Annotated in this window: 13 protein-coding genes; 3 read left to right on the top strand and 10 right to left on the bottom strand. The window is 58.8% G+C overall.

The annotated features are described in order from the left end of the window. Positions 1-149: 149 nt before the first annotated feature. The 4 genes from BLW71_RS32180 to BLW71_RS32165 form a co-directional block, all read right to left on the bottom strand. Complete coding sequence (locus BLW71_RS32180; protein WP_091806840.1) at positions 150-2,018, bottom strand: serine hydrolase domain-containing protein; 1,869 nt, start codon at positions 2,016-2,018, stop codon at positions 150-152. 416 nt (positions 2,019-2,434) lie between these two features. Further along, positions 2,435-2,815: a hypothetical protein gene (locus tag BLW71_RS32175; RefSeq protein ID WP_143048410.1), complete on the bottom strand. Its 381-nt coding sequence runs from the start codon at positions 2,813-2,815 to the stop codon at positions 2,435-2,437. Positions 2,816-3,064: 249 nt separating this feature from the next. Continuing rightward, positions 3,065-4,996: an SMP-30/gluconolactonase/LRE family protein gene (locus tag BLW71_RS32170; protein WP_091806835.1), complete on the bottom strand. Its 1,932-nt coding sequence runs from the start codon at positions 4,994-4,996 to the stop codon at positions 3,065-3,067. Positions 4,997-5,364: 368 nt separating this feature from the next. Further along, on the bottom strand, positions 5,365-7,044 hold the full coding sequence (locus tag BLW71_RS32165) for a putative bifunctional diguanylate cyclase/phosphodiesterase (protein WP_091806832.1): 1,680 nt from the start codon (positions 7,042-7,044) through the stop codon (positions 5,365-5,367). 809 nt (positions 7,045-7,853) lie between these two features. Between BLW71_RS32165 and BLW71_RS32160 the strand changes: the two genes are divergently transcribed. Together BLW71_RS32160 and BLW71_RS32155 are read left to right on the top strand one after the other, a co-directional pair. After that, positions 7,854-8,660 carry a YkgJ family cysteine cluster protein gene (locus BLW71_RS32160; RefSeq protein ID WP_091806830.1) on the top strand — a complete coding sequence of 269 codons (807 nt, stop codon included), beginning with the start codon at positions 7,854-7,856 and terminating at the stop codon, positions 8,658-8,660. A 93-nt stretch (positions 8,661-8,753) separates the two neighbouring features. Then, positions 8,754-9,473 carry a DUF1223 domain-containing protein gene (locus tag BLW71_RS32155; protein WP_091806827.1) on the top strand — a complete coding sequence of 240 codons (720 nt, stop codon included), beginning with the start codon at positions 8,754-8,756 and terminating at the stop codon, positions 9,471-9,473. 488 nt (positions 9,474-9,961) lie between these two features. Here BLW71_RS32155 and BLW71_RS32150 read toward each other — a convergent pair whose 3' ends face one another. Both BLW71_RS32150 and yfcF read right to left on the bottom strand, forming a co-directional pair. Then, complete coding sequence (locus tag BLW71_RS32150) at positions 9,962-10,582, bottom strand: GNAT family N-acetyltransferase (protein WP_091806824.1); 621 nt, start codon at positions 10,580-10,582, stop codon at positions 9,962-9,964. Between the two features lie 209 nt (positions 10,583-10,791). Continuing rightward, positions 10,792-11,424 carry a glutathione transferase gene (yfcF, locus tag BLW71_RS32145; protein WP_091809122.1) on the bottom strand — a complete coding sequence of 211 codons (633 nt, stop codon included), beginning with the start codon at positions 11,422-11,424 and terminating at the stop codon, positions 10,792-10,794. A gap of 240 nt (positions 11,425-11,664) precedes the next feature. On the opposite strand from yfcF, the gene BLW71_RS32140 reads away from it, so the two are divergent. Further along, complete coding sequence (locus tag BLW71_RS32140) at positions 11,665-12,063, top strand: VOC family protein (protein WP_091806822.1); 399 nt, start codon at positions 11,665-11,667, stop codon at positions 12,061-12,063. 188 nt (positions 12,064-12,251) lie between these two features. Here BLW71_RS32140 and BLW71_RS32135 read toward each other — a convergent pair whose 3' ends face one another. The 4 genes from BLW71_RS32135 to BLW71_RS32125 form a co-directional block, all read right to left on the bottom strand. Further along, positions 12,252-13,703, bottom strand: a complete 1,452-nt coding sequence (locus tag BLW71_RS32135; RefSeq protein ID WP_091806819.1) for an IS1182 family transposase — start codon at positions 13,701-13,703, stop codon at positions 12,252-12,254. Between the two features lie 253 nt (positions 13,704-13,956). Next, complete coding sequence (locus BLW71_RS42045) at positions 13,957-14,196, bottom strand: GNAT family N-acetyltransferase (RefSeq protein ID WP_218157138.1); 240 nt, start codon at positions 14,194-14,196, stop codon at positions 13,957-13,959. Further along, the gene (locus BLW71_RS42040) at positions 14,193-14,471 is read right to left on the bottom strand and encodes a GNAT family N-acetyltransferase (RefSeq protein ID WP_218157137.1); all 279 of its coding nucleotides are present in this window, start codon (positions 14,469-14,471) and stop codon (positions 14,193-14,195) included. The genes BLW71_RS42045 and BLW71_RS42040 overlap by 4 nt, the downstream gene beginning before the upstream one ends. A gap of 321 nt (positions 14,472-14,792) precedes the next feature. Beyond that, a complete protein-coding gene (locus BLW71_RS32125; protein WP_091806819.1) occupies positions 14,793-16,244 on the bottom strand; it encodes an IS1182 family transposase in 1,452 nt (483 codons plus the stop codon). Between the last annotated feature and the right edge of the window lie 91 nt (positions 16,245-16,335).

Here is a 16,335-nt window from a genome sequence, read left to right as displayed (position 1 = left end):
CTGATTAATCAGTAGCTCGAAGAATATCAGCATCAAACAAATTTCCCGAGGGCGGACACTGACTCGACCAACCCAGCAACGTGACAGCACCGCCGGGGCTGATAAATCGTCGTCCAGACAACCATTCCCGGTCGCTTCACGTCTCCCCATCAGATCCGCGCGTAGATCGAACTGCCGATCGTCAGCGTCGTCGCGGTGGTCGACGCGAAACGGATTTCGTAAAGGTCGCGTCCAAAATTGCCCGGCACTTTAATCGACATGCCGCCGAGCGTATCGCTCACCGGCACGAACAGTTGATAGCGAAGATCTTCGTTGCCGTACAGCACGTAGCCCGGAAGCTCGGCGAGTGTCGCGAAAAACGCCGGCGGATTGCCAAGAACGGCAATCGGCACCGCGCTCGGCGAATCGTTGGTCAATGTCCATTTCGTACCGACGCGTTGCTGCCACGCGCTGTCGAGCGCCGCTAGCGGTGCGAGTTGCTGACCGACCGGCAGCGTCAGATACGCATAGCCCGCGCCCGGCACGACCCGCTTCATCAGATAGCGAAAGCTGAACGCACTTCCTTCACTGTCGTTGCCCGACACGACGGCGAAGCGATACGACGCCGTATCGGTATCGCTCCACCACCAGCCGTCGCTGCGATACCGGTATGCGCCGATCTGCGCCCAGCCTCGCGTATCGGCGTCCCACTGGTTGATCTGCAGACTACCGTCCGCGTTGGCGAGCACCTGGTACGGCGAATCGGAATTGCCGTAGATGCCCGCTCCGCTCGCAATGCCCGGCCCCGATGCGACCGGCGGCGCCGTCGTACCGAGCTTCGCTGGCAGCGACGGAATCGTGCCATCTTCCTTCAACGCCGACAGCACCAGCGTTTCGGCAATCGCGCGGGCGTTGTAGCCCGCATTGCCGGTTACCAGTAGCGCGAACTGCGAGTTGGGCACGACGAAAAATTCGGTCGAGTAGAACGCGGTGCCGCCGTCCTTTTCCCAGCCCAGTACGCCTGCGGCGTTGAGCGCCGGCTGCACGACCGTGTCCCAGCCGAGACCCCAGCGCCATTCCGGCGACGGGTTGATCGTCAGGCTTTTTGTCTGATCCATACCCATCTGCGCGATGCCCGCCGCAGACACGATGCGCTGTCCCTGGAACACGCCGCCGCCGTAGATCATCTGTGCGAGATTCATCATGTCGGTGGGCGTCGAGCTCAGCCCGCCGGTCGCGTACGCATTGACGAATTCCTGATGCTGCGTGCCGTTCACGTACGGCAGCGAGAACGATCCGCTGGACGGCACGCTCGTCAGATAGCTGGATTGGGTCATCTTCAGCGGCGCGAGAATCGCCGACTGGACGAAGTCCGCGAAGCTCTGCCCCGTCATGGCAAGCACGATCTGCTCGACCATCGTGAAGCCGTCGTTGCAATAGACGGCCAGCTCACCAGGGAGATGCTTCAGGTGCGTGTTGGCGAGTTCGGCTTGCGTGTCGGCCGCGTAGCCGGCGACCGGCTGAAACGTGAAGAGATTGCGCCCATTCGTGCCAGGCAGACCGGACGCATGCGAAAGCAAATGACGCGTGGTGATCTGCGCGTATTCCGGCGACAACATCGTGAAGGTCGGCAGATATTTGACGATCGGTGTGTCGAGCGTGATCAGCCCGCGATCGACGAGGATCGCCGCCGCCAGCGCCGGAAACAACTTGCTGACCGAACCGATGTTAAAACGCGTTTGCGGCGTTGCCTTGATCTGCCCTGGCACCGACGCCAACCCGAACGCCTGCTGCCAGACCACCGTGCTGCCCTTGACCATCGCGACCGAGATTGCCGCAATGGGATTCGTTGGATCACTGACGGCCTGCTGGATCATCTGTTGGCCGAGCGCAATGGTCTGCTGATAAGGCGCCGAATGGATGTCGTTGTTACCGCAGCCGGGCAGCACCGCCGCGAGCACCCCGGCGCCGGTGTAGCCGAGAAACTGCCGACGGCCTTCGTTGAAGAGAACCTCGTGATTGCGATCGCACTTGGCCATGGCATTCCCCTTTGTTCTGGTTTCCAGGACTTACAAAAAGCGCTTTTCTTCAACCATCGCCGACAATGCGGCAAAGACAAACTTCGCAAATTTGACGCGTGGCACGGTGTGTTTGAATGGGCCACGGTGCCCCAGATCGTAGCCGTGCGGTTCGAGCGCGAGTAGCGACGTGTCGAGATGGTACGACGCTTTGGCTCAAGGGTGCGCCCAACGGGTGACATGATACTCTTCAGAGTCCACGCGTTGCGCTGCGCCTGATGTCCGAAATTGTTGTTCTCTGCACCGCAAGATGTGACCTGCGCCAACGGAGGTCCGTGAATGCCCCGGAGGGGAAGTATCGGATACGAGACTCGCAGCCGTAAAGCGGTCCGTCGAATTGCCCGCGCCATTTGTGTGGTTTTGCTACGGGCCAGAACCTACGATGACTCGCCGTCGCCGGGAGAGAAAGGCCGAAGCGCGTCTTCTCGGGGCAGTTCTGCAGGAGCATCGCCCGCGAGCCCGTAGACCTCGATGCCACTCAACAAACCGCCGCTCTCGAATATGAATATCCCGGCTGGTTCATCGTCTGGGCCGAAAATAAAGTCCCCGAGGATATGTACGCCCGGTGATGCAGGTCCGCGGTCCTTGATCTGGAAATTGATGGACCCACAGCCGCACGGACAGCGCCATGGCGTGACCTCGGCCGCTGCGAGTTGTTCGAAAAACTCTCGCGCTTTCGGCTCGCCGTGCTCAAGCATCCAACGAGCGAGCGACATCTCGGATGCAGACAATGGGCGGTTTTGTTCGTGAGTATCCATGGTGTGAGAATTCAGCCAGCGCCTGCCAGTTTAACAGTCCGGAATAGATGGTTATCCTCTCTCATCAGAGACACCCAAAGCGGACACTAGTGAATGATTCAAGCTGGCCGCACTCAGCTAGATGATGAACACCGCAGGTCGACCCCAGCGGCCGTTTGATTCTCACCGCCGTAGCCATTCACCCGTGAGTCTGCTCTGCAGAGCAGAAACGGTCATAACAAGCCGCACTCTCACCAACGAAACGCAGGATCACGGCGTCCAGCGATAAACGGTAATGCTGGAACCTTTGACGTTGTTCTTCGTGACAACGTACTCGCCCGTCGACCGACGGTATGCCCTGACGCCGTACATCGAATCGATGGCACTGCTGGCGTCAACAGTACCGGTACTGGTGTTGACCAGTGTGGTGTCGAGGTTGCCAGTAGCGAGATTGATGGCGTCGATGTTCGGCAAAGCTTGTCCGCTACCGAACCAGTAGCCGACAAACAGATAGCTGCCGGCCGCGTCAATCGACTTGGCGCCAGCGTGGGAGAGGTTGATCACCGGATTGGGTGTCGTGGTGTTGCCCGCGCTCCAGCCGTGATACACCTCAATCCGCGTACCTATCGACGTCCAGTCCGTACTCCCAACAATCCCCTGCCCGAGAATCATGGTGTCGCTATCCGGGAGGTAGACGATGCGCGTCAACGGCTTGATGCTCTCGGGAATGCGAATGGGGATGCCGGGCCCCCATGCTGGCTTGCCGCTGGCGTCGAAGCCGATCAGCGGATAGTGGTAGATGTAACCGGTCTTGTCCAGTCCAGCCCACACGCCTCCTTTGCTGTCAATGCAAAAGCCGGCCCTGACCGCTGCGGTCGTCTTGAACGCCGCACCAGGAAGCGTGGCGTCCGGTATTGCGATGTAGCCATTCGCAGCATTGAAGTGAAAGAAGTAATAGGTATCGGGATTCTGGCCGGATGCAACAAGGATGCGGTTTGCGCCGACGGTGGCAAGCTGACCGAAATGCTCGTCCCGCGAGCGATCGTTGATGTTGATTCGCGGGTCGGATGGATACTCGAACGGATCGACAGTGTTCGCTACGAAGGTTCCCCCTGCGGTGCCGGTGTAGATGTCGGTGCCGCCATAGAAGTAGACGCCGTCAGTACCCGGGTCCGCAGCGGCGATCCCCTCAAAGTTGAGAGACTGAAGCTTCCATTGCAGCCGACCAGAACTGTTGTAAGAGTGAATGTCAGTGCCGCCGTCGCGGCCGAGATCCCAGCTTCCACCCCACGGATTGTTGAGCACATAGAGGTTGCCTGCGGTGTCCTTGCCGATGCCAGTGACGCGGGTAAAGCGCTTGTCGCCAACCTGCCCTTTGATTCCCGTCGTGGAATCGAGATAACCACCCTGAATACCGAATGTACCGGCCAGCGCTGGCGTGCCCAAAAGCTTGTAGCGCTTGATGTTCATATCGGGGCCTTCGTCCCCAACCATGAGTTGCCCCGATGACGCATCGAAATAAAGTGCCGATGGCCGCGCCCCACCCGGCATCTGGATCGTGTTCAACAGCGCGCCGGTTGGACTGAACCCGACGACCGAGCCCTCGCCTTTCTGTGCGACCCAGACGTTGCCCGCGCCATCTACCGCGAGGGCGCCCGGGCCCGTGACGTTGATGTCCCGCTTCCAGACACCGTCGGTGGTGAATATCCGCACGCGATTGCCATAGAAGTCGCTCGCATAAAGGAGCGAGGCCGCCGTGGCCAATCCAGTGACGACGTCGACCCGGGGCAGGTTGTTAAATGCGCTGACCTGAATCAGGAGATCGCGAGTCCTGGTGGTGCGGTTGTACCGGCCCACCGCTCCACTTCCGTATGTCCCGCCGGGCTGCAGTGCCACGAAGATCGACGTCGCGCTGCCCGTGATCGCGCCGCCCTGAAACTCTCCGTGCGCTCCAATCGAGCCGAGGCTCTTGCCGGCCTGGTAGACAGCGACGCCACCCTCGTACTCGTCCCACATTGAAGCCGTGTAGATGACGCCTTCGGGCGCGACCCACATGGAACGCGCGGTGTTACCCACGTGGGCGGCGAGGGTGCCATAGGTGTTCGCCAGCCAGTCCGTGGTGTTTTCCGACTGACAGGTCGGCGCAACCGAGGCGATCACTGCGGCGAGGATCACAGCATGAATCCGCCTTTGCTCGACCATGACCGATGCTCTCCAGAGGTAGTGATCATTCACGTGAATGGTCGGCCAGCGAGATTCCAGATTCGTGATCGGTGGCTTACGTATGAACATATGCAACTCTTTGCGCCTTTGCAAGCCATACCGGGACTTTGCATAGGGAGACGAATTGCTATCTTGAACGAAGCTGGGCTTCCTTCCTGTTGGCCGCTTGCTGTCTCATGCATGGGGCATTCATTCGTATTGCGCGTAAGGCCGCGATTGGCAGCAGGCGACCCACAGGGGCCGACCGTCCTATGTTGCTCCGGAGCGCGCATCCAGGTTCACAAACGGTCTTTCACGACCGCACTGATGACACGCTAACGAAGCCGCCGAGGGGTGCGTGTTGACCGCTAGCGTGATCCGCTTCCTGCGTCGTGCAACGACGAAGCTCCAGCCGCCCCGAACCGTGTCTCGGCGTAAGGTTCGATGCGCGCTGCCGATACCGGCTTGCCAATGAAATATCCCTGCACGGCATCGCAACCGAGCTCTTTGACGAGGGCGAATTGCGTTTCGGTCTCGATGCCTTCCGCGACCGTTCTCATGCCCAGCGCGCGCGCGAGCGCCACCATCGCTTCGACCATCGCGCGTGCCTGGTGACTGGTCTCCTTAACAGTGAGCTCTTGCACGAACGACTTGTCGATCTTGATGCGATCGACAGGCAGCCGTGTGAGGTATGCGAGGCTGGAGTAGCCGGTGCCAAAATCGTCGAGCGAGACAGTCACGCCGAGCCTTCGTACAGCTGAAAGCGCGCGCGAGGCGGCGGCGAAGTCGCTCATGACGACAGTCTCTGTCACCTCGATGTCGAGTGCGGAAGTGCATACACCGGCTGCCTTGGCCGCCTCCGAAACCAGTGCGGCGAGATCGCAGTTCTGGATCGTCGTGGCCGAGAGATTGACTGCGACCTTGAACGGCACGCGGTTCGCCGCCTGCCATTTTGCCGCCTGGCGGTACGCAAGGCGAATCAGCCAGTCGCCCGTCGCCTCGTAGGCCGGCGATTCAAGCAGCACGTCGAGGAAGTCGGCCGGCGTGAGCAGCCCCAGTTGCGGATGGTTCCATCGCAGAAGCGCCTCGGCTCCGTAGACGCGGCCAGTATGCAGGTCCAGTTGTGGCTGGTAGTGCAGTTCGAACTGACGCGTGGCGCTCGCGCTCTGCAGATCCGCGCGTAGCCGCCGGCGATGCGAGAGGCGCTGCGCATCCTCCTTGCCAAACGACCACACATGCGAACCGCCCGCGCGCTTCGCGTGATACATCGCGATGTCCGCATTACGCAGCAGCTCGCCCGCACTTGAGGCCGAGACGGGGTAGCGCGCCACGCCGATGCTCGCGCCCACCGAGGCCCGCACCCACGGCGTTTGAATTGGCTCGCGCATGCGTACTGTGACGTCGCGCGCGACGCGCGCGGCCTCGCCCTCGGGGGCGTCGACGAGGAAAATTACGAATTCGTCACCGCCGATGCGCGAGACATGGGCGCCATGGGTAAACATGTCGGAAAGACTCTCGCCGATGGCACGCAGCACTTCATCGCCCGCCGCGTGGCCAAACGAGTCGTTGATATCCTTGAAGCGGTCAAGGTCGATGAAGAGCAGATCGACGGAAGCGGCCGCGCCTTCGTCGACGAGCCTGTTCAGGCGCAGCAGCAGTTCCCGGCGGTTGATGAGGCCGGTCAGTTCATCATGCGTGGCCTGGCGCGACAAACGTTCGGAGATTGCGCGCGCTTCGGTGACATCGCGAACCAGCACGACGATACCTTCGTCGCATGGGAACGCCCGCACTTCAAACCAGGTACCTAGCGGCGCGTAGAAGTCGGTCGCGGTGCTGGGCATACCGGTCTCGGCCGCCTGCCGATAGGCTGCTTCGTAGCTCGACCCGATGAGGTCGGGGTATTCGGCCCAGATCTCGCGATCCAGCAGGTCCTCGGACCGACGCTTCAGCAGCCGCGCAGCGGTCCGGTTGATGTTCCGAAACTTCCACTCCCGGTCGAGCGCCATGACGCCGTCCGTGATGTGATCGAGTATCTGAAAACTTTCCACTTCCTTGCCCCTCCCTTGATCGACCGGTGCAATGATCCCGATATGTCTGCGATCACTAACAGTGCGTATCGTAGGAGGAAATTGGCATTTTTGGGAACCGAAAGATTTTCTGCACTGGCGCCCGCGGTAGCTGCTCGGCGCGGTCAGCTCCCGTGTGCCGTTCTGGGTAAGACCGCTTCCAGCAGGGGACCGGATGCGTCAATGTCCGAACTCCGGAGCCATCGAATGACGCTTGATGGCCGGCAACGAAAGATCGGGCAGCCCGAAGAAGCAGCGCACTGATAAAATCGTGCGGCAAAGCAACTTTGTATCCCAACATGCCTGATCCTACTATCACGCCAGCCGCCGGATCATCTGCTACCGATTCGCCCGCGATACGGCAGTACCTCCCCCGCGTCAGATAAGCATTCTCGCGACGGCCTGCGCCCATCAATTTCCTGTCCGCCCGCTGTCGACCCATTGTCGACGTTGGCCTGCTTGACCATTGTCTGGCGGATAACGAAGCAGACCTGCCGCTCGCGTGCGGGCTTCGTTGGATGAGCGAGCGGCAGCAACTGCCCGAGACGGAATGGACATGAAGCGATCAAGCGGTCGCAGCCGCTGAATTCACCGGAATTGCAGTTAGTCCAGCGGGTCTTAGCTTCGTCGATGTAGCGCGCATTAAGTCTGCGACTGTAGTCCACAAAAAGCAGCCAATTCCGTCCCGCCGAATCAATGATTTTTTCAACACGAGGCTCCCTACCTGTAACCGGCGCCGCCTACCGAACGAACTAGCTTTACCCGCCAACTAATGTTCGTCGATACTGCCTATGCCAACCCACTTTTCGTGCACCATGTGTGGCCGTTGCTGCCATGATCTGCGGCTGCCTCTCGCCGTCCACGAGGCGCTCGACTGGATTGCGCGCGGTGGTGAGGTGCAACTGTTCTGCGACGCGATCGTCTGGCCTCAGGAGCCGCAACAAACCGACCTGCTCGCCCAACACCGAAAACGCCGCTCATTTGCCGCGCATAGCGGAACGCTGCCAGTACGTGTATCGGTGACACTGGTGGCCGCGTTCGCCGGACCGTGCCCAAATCTCCGCCCAGATATGTCTTGCGGCGCCTACGATCGGCGCCCGCGTGTGTGCCGCATCTATCCTGCCGAGGTCAACCCGTTCGTGAAACTCGACCCGGCCGCGAAGGCCTGTCCTGCCGACGCCTGGTCTGTCGCGGGTCCCGTGCTCATGCACGCGGGTCAGATCGCAAGTGCTGACACGGCAGCCCTCATCGCGCAGTCGCATGAAGCCGACGAGCGCGACCGTGTCGCCAAGACGCATCTGTGTGCGCTGCTCGGGTACGATACCGCCGCTCTCGCAAACGAAGGTTTCGCGGTCTACGCGCCGTCACGCGATCGCCTCGGAGCGGCGCTGCGAGCGGCGCGAGATTCAGGTGCGCAGATCGAAGATCTCCAGCCGCGTTCGTCGCACCCCTGGCACATCATCACGAATCGCTCGACGTCACTCGCGACGTTGCAATCGATCGGCGCCAACGCTCGACAGGCTGAAAATCGATTTCGCGCGGCAGACGCACCGACATATCTGGGTTTCTTTAACGAGGACGTTAGCGATAGCGACTGACAGAATTCATCGCACTCGTCCGGCCCGCTCCAACACTAACCTGCTCGTGCTTGAGAGCGGATTACCATAACGGTCGCTTTCTGGAGTCAGAATATGCTGCCCCGCCTTCTCACTGCCATTATTGCGAGCGCTGCGGCGCTGCTCCCCTCGCATGCGCTCGCCGACGCACTGCGTCCGGTCGTCGTTGAACTATTCACCTCCGAGGGCTGCTCCTCCTGCCCACCGGCGGATCGGTTGCTTTCCGAGTTGAGCGACACGCGCACCGACGTTCTGCCTCTGGCGTTTCATGTCACATACTGGAATCGGCTCGGCTGGAAAGACCCGTTTTCATTCGACGGCGCCGATGCGCGCCAGGCCCGGTACGCCCAACGGTTTCGTGGCTTCGAGTACACGCCCGAAATGGTTGTCGATGGCAAAGCCGAGTTAGTCGGATCCGATCGCAGTGCAGCCGGCACGGCTATCGAGCACGCCAAGTCCGATGGGGTGACGGCCGCGACTGTCCGCGCCACACGTTCCAACGGTGGCGTTTCGGTATCCATTGGCCGTGGCCTCGGACGCGCGCATGTGCTGCTGATTGGCTACGACGCTCGTCACGTCACGGCGATCGGCCGCGGCGAGAACGCGGGCCGTACGCTCACTGAATCGAACGTCGTGCGCAGCATCGTGGACATAGGTCAGTGGTCCGGCGCGGCGGTAACGTTGCGTGCCGATGCCGTCGCCGGCGAACATCAGGTCGTACTCCTCGAGGCCGACGACGATGCGATTGTAGGCGCCGCGAGCGTTATAAATACAGGCGAAGCCCCCGCTCGATGAGTGGCGGGTGTTGTTTCGACAATCAATTCGCCGTGGCTTGCATCTTTTTTGATCAGCAGGCTGGAGAATGCGAACGGTTTGCGGATTCATGATGCGGGAGCGCGCAGGCACATCTGTTCTGGATCCGACTCTACGGCATTTCCAACTTACAGTAGAAGCCTCGCGCTTTGACCCAAGGTTTCGTTTGCGCTCGACAGATGGATGACAGCTTCTCGCTCTGCACGCTGTCAAATCCAATCCCATGTCGAACCGGGCACGCAAGCCACATCGATCGAATAGCGTCGGGCAGAAAGCGACCCACAAGGGACAGTGCCCGATCTCCAAAGCAGCCGTTCAAACAGGACGTCCCGGGTTCGCTAGCGAAACGCTAGCCGGATTCCCAAAGCAACAATGACACAACGCATGTGCGGTCGGTGGTCACGCTGGTCGTCTAACTAATCGATCGCGATCGCGGCGGTTCACACCACGGCGCGCGCCCGCTCGGAGAATTAGATAACCGTATTCGGCGCTTCTGTTGAGCGCGTTAGCTTAGCTTCCAGCGTTGCTTTCACGTCAGACCATTCGGTATCAATCATGCTAAACCGCACCGAATTCCGCTTGCGACCGTCAGGCATGATCCGCTCATAGCGAACGATACCTTCTTGCTTTGCGCCGATGCGCAATATCGCCGCTCTCGACTTCTCGTTGAGCTCATCGGTTGTGAACTGCACACGCACGCATTGCATTACCTCAAACGCATATTTCAATAAGAGGTATTTTGCCTCAGTGTTTGCCGCCGTTCGTTGGACAGACTTGCTCAGCCAAGTATGGCCGATTTCGAGCTTCCTATTGCCCCTGTCGATCTTCCAAAAGCGCGTGCTGCCAACGATGCGGCCGCTGTCACGAGCGATAATAACGAACGGGATGACGTGCCCTTCGTTAAGCCCCCGCAACGCTGTAGCGATGTATGAATCGATAGTCGACGGTCCCGGCACCACAGTCACTTTCAAATTCCATAACTCGCCGTCTGCCGCAGCGTCGATAAGCCGAGGCGCGTCTTGGAGTTGAAGGACGCGAAGATCAATGGTCTTACCAACGAAAGTCAGCCGAGGTGCGTTGTTCATAACCATGAGTGAAGTGAATTGACTATCCGCTGCAATCTGCTGCCTGCTCGACGATGTCAAAATGCAAGTTTGTGATGGAGCAGCGGCGAGAAACAAGATTGTCGGCGATCGGAAGCGTGCCGTCGAGCAGCCGTCGGTGGCCGACCTTTGCCTGACGCGGTGGGATCGACGTAAAAATCACGTGCTGAGTGATCCTGGAAGAGCATTTAGCATGTTCAAAGGGGAGGACGGTCTAACTCTATCCATCGTCGCACGGAAGGTCTCTCCCATTGATACGCTGCGTAGTCCACTAGTTTTGCCGGTACCTGATCGCCATTCAGGATGAGGCGATTTAGCATCAACGACAGATCGGTGTCGGCAATGCACCACTTTCCAAAGAGATTGGTCGCGTTTCCGGAGAGCAAGGTTTCGGCTGCAGAGAACAATTTCTGGACCGCTACCTGAGCCGAGGGCGTAAGCGGTGCGCCTAGCACCCCGTAGAAGACTACCTCCGTGGAACGTTCCCGCCTGATGGGCATCAGATCGCTACGAAGCCAGGCTTGTACCTGGCGCGCTCTCGCGCGCAGATATTTGTCTTGCGGGTATACAAATGTTTCGGGAAATGCTTCGTCAAGGTATTCGGTAATTGCCGACGACTCGGACAAGGTGAAGTCTTCGTGCACCAGCGTCGGCACGCGCTGCGTCAACGACTTTGCGGCATAGCTCGCGTCATGATTCGCTCCTCTTCCGAGATCCACAGTCGCAAGGTCGAACGGCAACCTCTTTTCGTGAAGAGCCACAAAAACGGACATGGCGTACGGGCTCGCATACTGAGTATCGGCGTAGAGCCGAAGATTTCCTTCAGGCAAAGTGCTCTCCCCGGGGGTTATGTTGGCCAACCTTGGTGATTGTTGACGATCTCCAGCACCTTGTCGACCGTCCGGCTGTGGCCGCGCCCTGCCTGACAGCGATCGGCGGCACGCGCCCCTGAAGGGACATTCGCGGTTTCCGATAGCAGCCATTCAGCACTGAGACTGCAACGAATTTTCAATCTACTTCCGTCATGGTAACGTGGATAAACGTCACCGTTTGCCCAAGGGAAGAGCACAATGATTTCGCATGTTTTTGTCGGCGTTAGCAACTTTGACCGTGCGTTTAAATTCTATTCGACCATCATGAATGAGCTGGGGCATAAACTGAAGTTTTGTGAGGCTGATAAAGCATGGGCCGGCTGGATGGCTGAAGGAATGCCTCGTCCGCTTTTCCTTATTGGCAGGCCATACGACGGCAACGCTGCAGGACGCGGAAATGGTCAAATGGTAGCGTTGCTCGCACCTGATCGCCGATCAGTCGACAACACATACGGTAGCGCGCTCGCGAACGAGGGTTCTTGCGAAGGCCGACCCGGATTGAGAGCTCACTACCACCCCGACTATTACGGCGCGTACTTCCGGGATCCAGAGGGAAATAAGATTTGCGTCTGCTGTCACGATCCCGCACCACAGTAAGTCCCGCGCGCTTCTTCAATACGGCCCTTATGGCGGTATGGCGACCGTCTCTTCCTGGCCGAGGCCGTGTAAAAACGTGCAGAACGCCCGGTTGGTGAAGTCCTGTCGGGATCACGATTGCGTTGGACCGAGACGCAAGCGGATGACGTGATCGAGCTTTGCTCAATGAACAACGTTGGCGCGCGAGTTCACGCGCCTGCCAGCTTCATTGCGCGCATCGTCTTTGCGAACCCGAGAATCCTGATGACTCGCTTGAGGTTGTATGCCAGCACATGCAAACTCATTTCGGCCGCGACATGGCCCAAACGGCGTGTCTGGAAGTGGGTCGAACCCATCCAGTGCTTGAGCGTGCCGAACACATGTTCGACCGTTCGGCGTCGTATCGTCATGGCGTCGAGCTGGCGATCCAGCCTTGACTGCATTTTCTCAAGTACCGCTTCGTGCTCCCATCGTCGGATACGCCGGTAATCAGCTGGTGTGCACTGGCTTTTCATCGGGCACTTCGGGCAAGCGCTACTCCAGTAGGTACGCAGGGTCATCGGATTTTCGCGCTCGACCGAACTGAATCGGTAAATCGCCCGTTGGCCCGCCGGACACAGGTACTGGTCGTCTCTGGCGATGTAGATGAAGTCGGCCCGGTCGAATCGTCCATCAGCCTTTGCACTGGAGGTTTGCATTTTCGGCACCAGCGCCGCGATACCGGCGTCATCGCACGCCTTGATCTCCGGGGCACTGAAGTACCCACGATCGGCTAGCGCCTTGATCGTCTTCTTGCCCATGGCATCGCGGGCGGCCTTGGCCATCGGGCTCAACTGCGTCCGGTCGTTACCGATGTTCGTCACTTCATGGGCCACGATGAGGTGATGCTTCGTGTCGACAGCCACCTGAACGTTGTAGCCGACCACACCTGTGCCCTTGGCTTGCGACATCATCGAGCGTGAGTCGGGATCAGTGAGCGAGACCTGCTTTCCCGGTAAATCATTCAACAGTTCTGCGGCATGATCCAGATCGCGCATCTGTTCGCGCAGCGTTTCAATCTTTTCCCGTAGCCGTTCGGTTTTTGCTTCTACCTCGGCCGGTTGTGTGCGGTCGGCGGTCTCCAGTGCATCCAGATAGCGCTGAATGCTTTGCTCGATTTGTTCCTGACGCTTCGCAATCTTGTTGGGTGTGAAGTTGTTATCGCGGCTGTTGACTGCCTTGAACTTGCTGCCGTCGATGGCCACGACTGCTTGCGTGAAGAGTTTCAGGTCACGGCATATCACCACGAAGCGCCGGCATACATTGCGAATCCCCGGACCATTGCTGCGCCTGAACTCGGCAATCGTCTTGAAGTCTGGCGCGAGGCGACCAGTCAGCCACATCAGTTCGACATTGCGTTGACACTCCCGCTCCAGACGTCGGCTCGATTGCACGCGATTGAGATAGCCGTAGATGTAGATTTTGAGCAGCACGGCCGGATGGTAAGACGGTCGGCCTGTGATCGCGGGCGTGGCCCCGTCAAATCCCAAGGAGGTCAGTTGGAGTTCGTCTACAAATGCGTCGACTATCCGGACGGGATTGTCTTCGGCGATGAAGTCTTCGAGACATTCCGGCAGCAGCGTTGCCTGATTGCGGTTCGCACCTTCGACGAATCGACCCATCTCCGCCTCTCGCGCTAAAAGGTTGATTCAGTGTAGGTGATTGGCCGGGTTTTGACACGGCCTCGGCCGAGGCCGGTTTGACATAGCCCACTCAATCGCGGATCGCAGCTGTTATTTGAAAGGCTTAACCCAACCATGACCGGTAATTCGACTTTCCTCGAGCAATCGTGTCGGTCGGCAATGATGCGGGCGCAATCTCACTCGAAAACGGCTTCCGTCCGATACAGGCACCCACTCATTTCGTTCACGATCATCAGTGCGAGATTCGATAAACGATGCTCGGTGCATCTCCCGGCACATCGTCAAGACTTCCGAATTGCGTTAACCCAGCCTTCTCCAAAACGTTCCGAGAAGCGACATGGTTGCTTCGGACCAGGGCGAAGATCTCCTGCAGACCCAAAGCTTGAAACCCGAAGTTTATTGCCGTAGTTGCCAGCTCAGTCGCAAGCCCCTGACCCCACGCTTCGACCGCAAGTCGATAGCCCAGATTCACTTTTTTTCCTGACCGAACGATCTATATGTAAGTCCGCCGAAGCCGACAACCTCGTTCGGGCAGTTCAATATGCTAATCGCCCACATACCGAAGCCGCTATCGAGCCAATGATTTAGCCAACGAGCCATTGTTGCCTCGGCGTCAGCACGCGAAGGTATCGGTCCAGCTGGATTGAACGCGTTTGTGCGCGGATCGCCATAGATGCGGTACAGCGCGTCTATATCAAGGCCGATTGGCCGACGCAGAATTATTCTCGGCGTACGGATGTTCTCCATTGCAAAGACCTCCGGCACGTGAGTCATACGTTGTTAAGCGCCGTGCCTAGCGTCAGACAACGTCGGGCGACGATAGTAGCAGAAGGAAAATTTGAATACTCGAGTCAACCAAAAAACGGATATCTCTCGATGTTCTTAGGCATAACGGATTGTCGCCAATCGAGCTTGCGACGTCCAATGTCCCTTCGTGGCCGAGGCCGTGTAAAAACGTGCAGAACGCCCGGTTGGTGAAGTCCTGTCGGGATCACGATTGCGTTGGACCGAGACGCAAGCGGATGACGTGATCGAGCTTTGCTCAATGAACAACGTTGGCGCGCGAGTTCACGCGCCTGCCAGCTTCATTGCGCGCATCGTCTTTGCGAACCCGAGAATCCTGATGACTCGCTTGAGGTTGTATGCCAGCACATGCAAACTCATTTCGGCCGCGACATGGCCCAAACGGCGTGTCTGGAAGTGGGTCGAACCCATCCAGTGCTTGAGCGTGCCGAACACATGTTCGACCGTTCGGCGTCGTATCGTCATGGCGTCGAGCTGGCGATCCAGCCTTGACTGCATTTTCTCAAGTACCGCTTCGTGCTCCCATCGTCGGATACGCCGGTAATCAGCTGGTGTGCACTGGCTTTTCATCGGGCACTTCGGGCAAGCGCTACTCCAGTAGGTACGCAGGGTCATCGGATTTTCGCGCTCGACCGAACTGAATCGGTAAATCGCCCGTTGGCCCGCCGGACACAGGTACTGGTCGTCTCTGGCGATGTAGATGAAGTCGGCCCGGTCGAATCGTCCATCAGCCTTTGCACTGGAGGTTTGCATTTTCGGCACCAGCGCCGCGATACCGGCGTCATCGCACGCCTTGATCTCCGGGGCACTGAAGTACCCACGATCGGCTAGCGCCTTGATCGTCTTCTTGCCCATGGCATCGCGGGCGGCCTTGGCCATCGGGCTCAACTGCGTCCGGTCGTTACCGATGTTCGTCACTTCATGGGCCACGATGAGGTGATGCTTCGTGTCGACAGCCACCTGAACGTTGTAGCCGACCACACCTGTGCCCTTGGCTTGCGACATCATCGAGCGTGAGTCGGGATCAGTGAGCGAGACCTGCTTTCCCGGTAAATCATTCAACAGTTCTGCGGCATGATCCAGATCGCGCATCTGTTCGCGCAGCGTTTCAATCTTTTCCCGTAGCCGTTCGGTTTTTGCTTCTACCTCGGCCGGTTGTGTGCGGTCGGCGGTCTCCAGTGCATCCAGATAGCGCTGAATGCTTTGCTCGATTTGTTCCTGACGCTTCGCAATCTTGTTGGGTGTGAAGTTGTTATCGCGGCTGTTGACTGCCTTGAACTTGCTGCCGTCGATGGCCACGACTGCTTGCGTGAAGAGTTTCAGGTCACGGCATATCACCACGAAGCGCCGGCATACATTGCGAATCCCCGGACCATTGCTGCGCCTGAACTCGGCAATCGTCTTGAAGTCTGGCGCGAGGCGACCAGTCAGCCACATCAGTTCGACATTGCGTTGACACTCCCGCTCCAGACGTCGGCTCGATTGCACGCGATTGAGATAGCCGTAGATGTAGATTTTGAGCAGCACGGCCGGATGGTAAGACGGTCGGCCTGTGATCGCGGGCGTGGCCCCGTCAAATCCCAAGGAGGTCAGTTGGAGTTCGTCTACAAATGCGTCGACTATCCGGACGGGATTGTCTTCGGCGATGAAGTCTTCGAGACATTCCGGCAGCAGCGTTGCCTGATTGCGGTTCGCACCTTCGACGAATCGACCCATCTCCGCCTCTCGCGCTAAAAGGTTGATTCAGTGTAGGTGATTGGCCGGGTTTTGACACGGCCTCGGCCGATCCCGGAAGCCTAGCTAATGT

It is taken from the genome of Burkholderia sp. WP9, from assembly GCF_900104795.1.
Classification (GTDB): domain Bacteria; phylum Pseudomonadota; class Gammaproteobacteria; order Burkholderiales; family Burkholderiaceae; genus Paraburkholderia.
The sequence above is the reverse complement of the archived record's forward strand: the minus strand, read 5'-3'. Positions and strand labels throughout refer to the sequence as shown.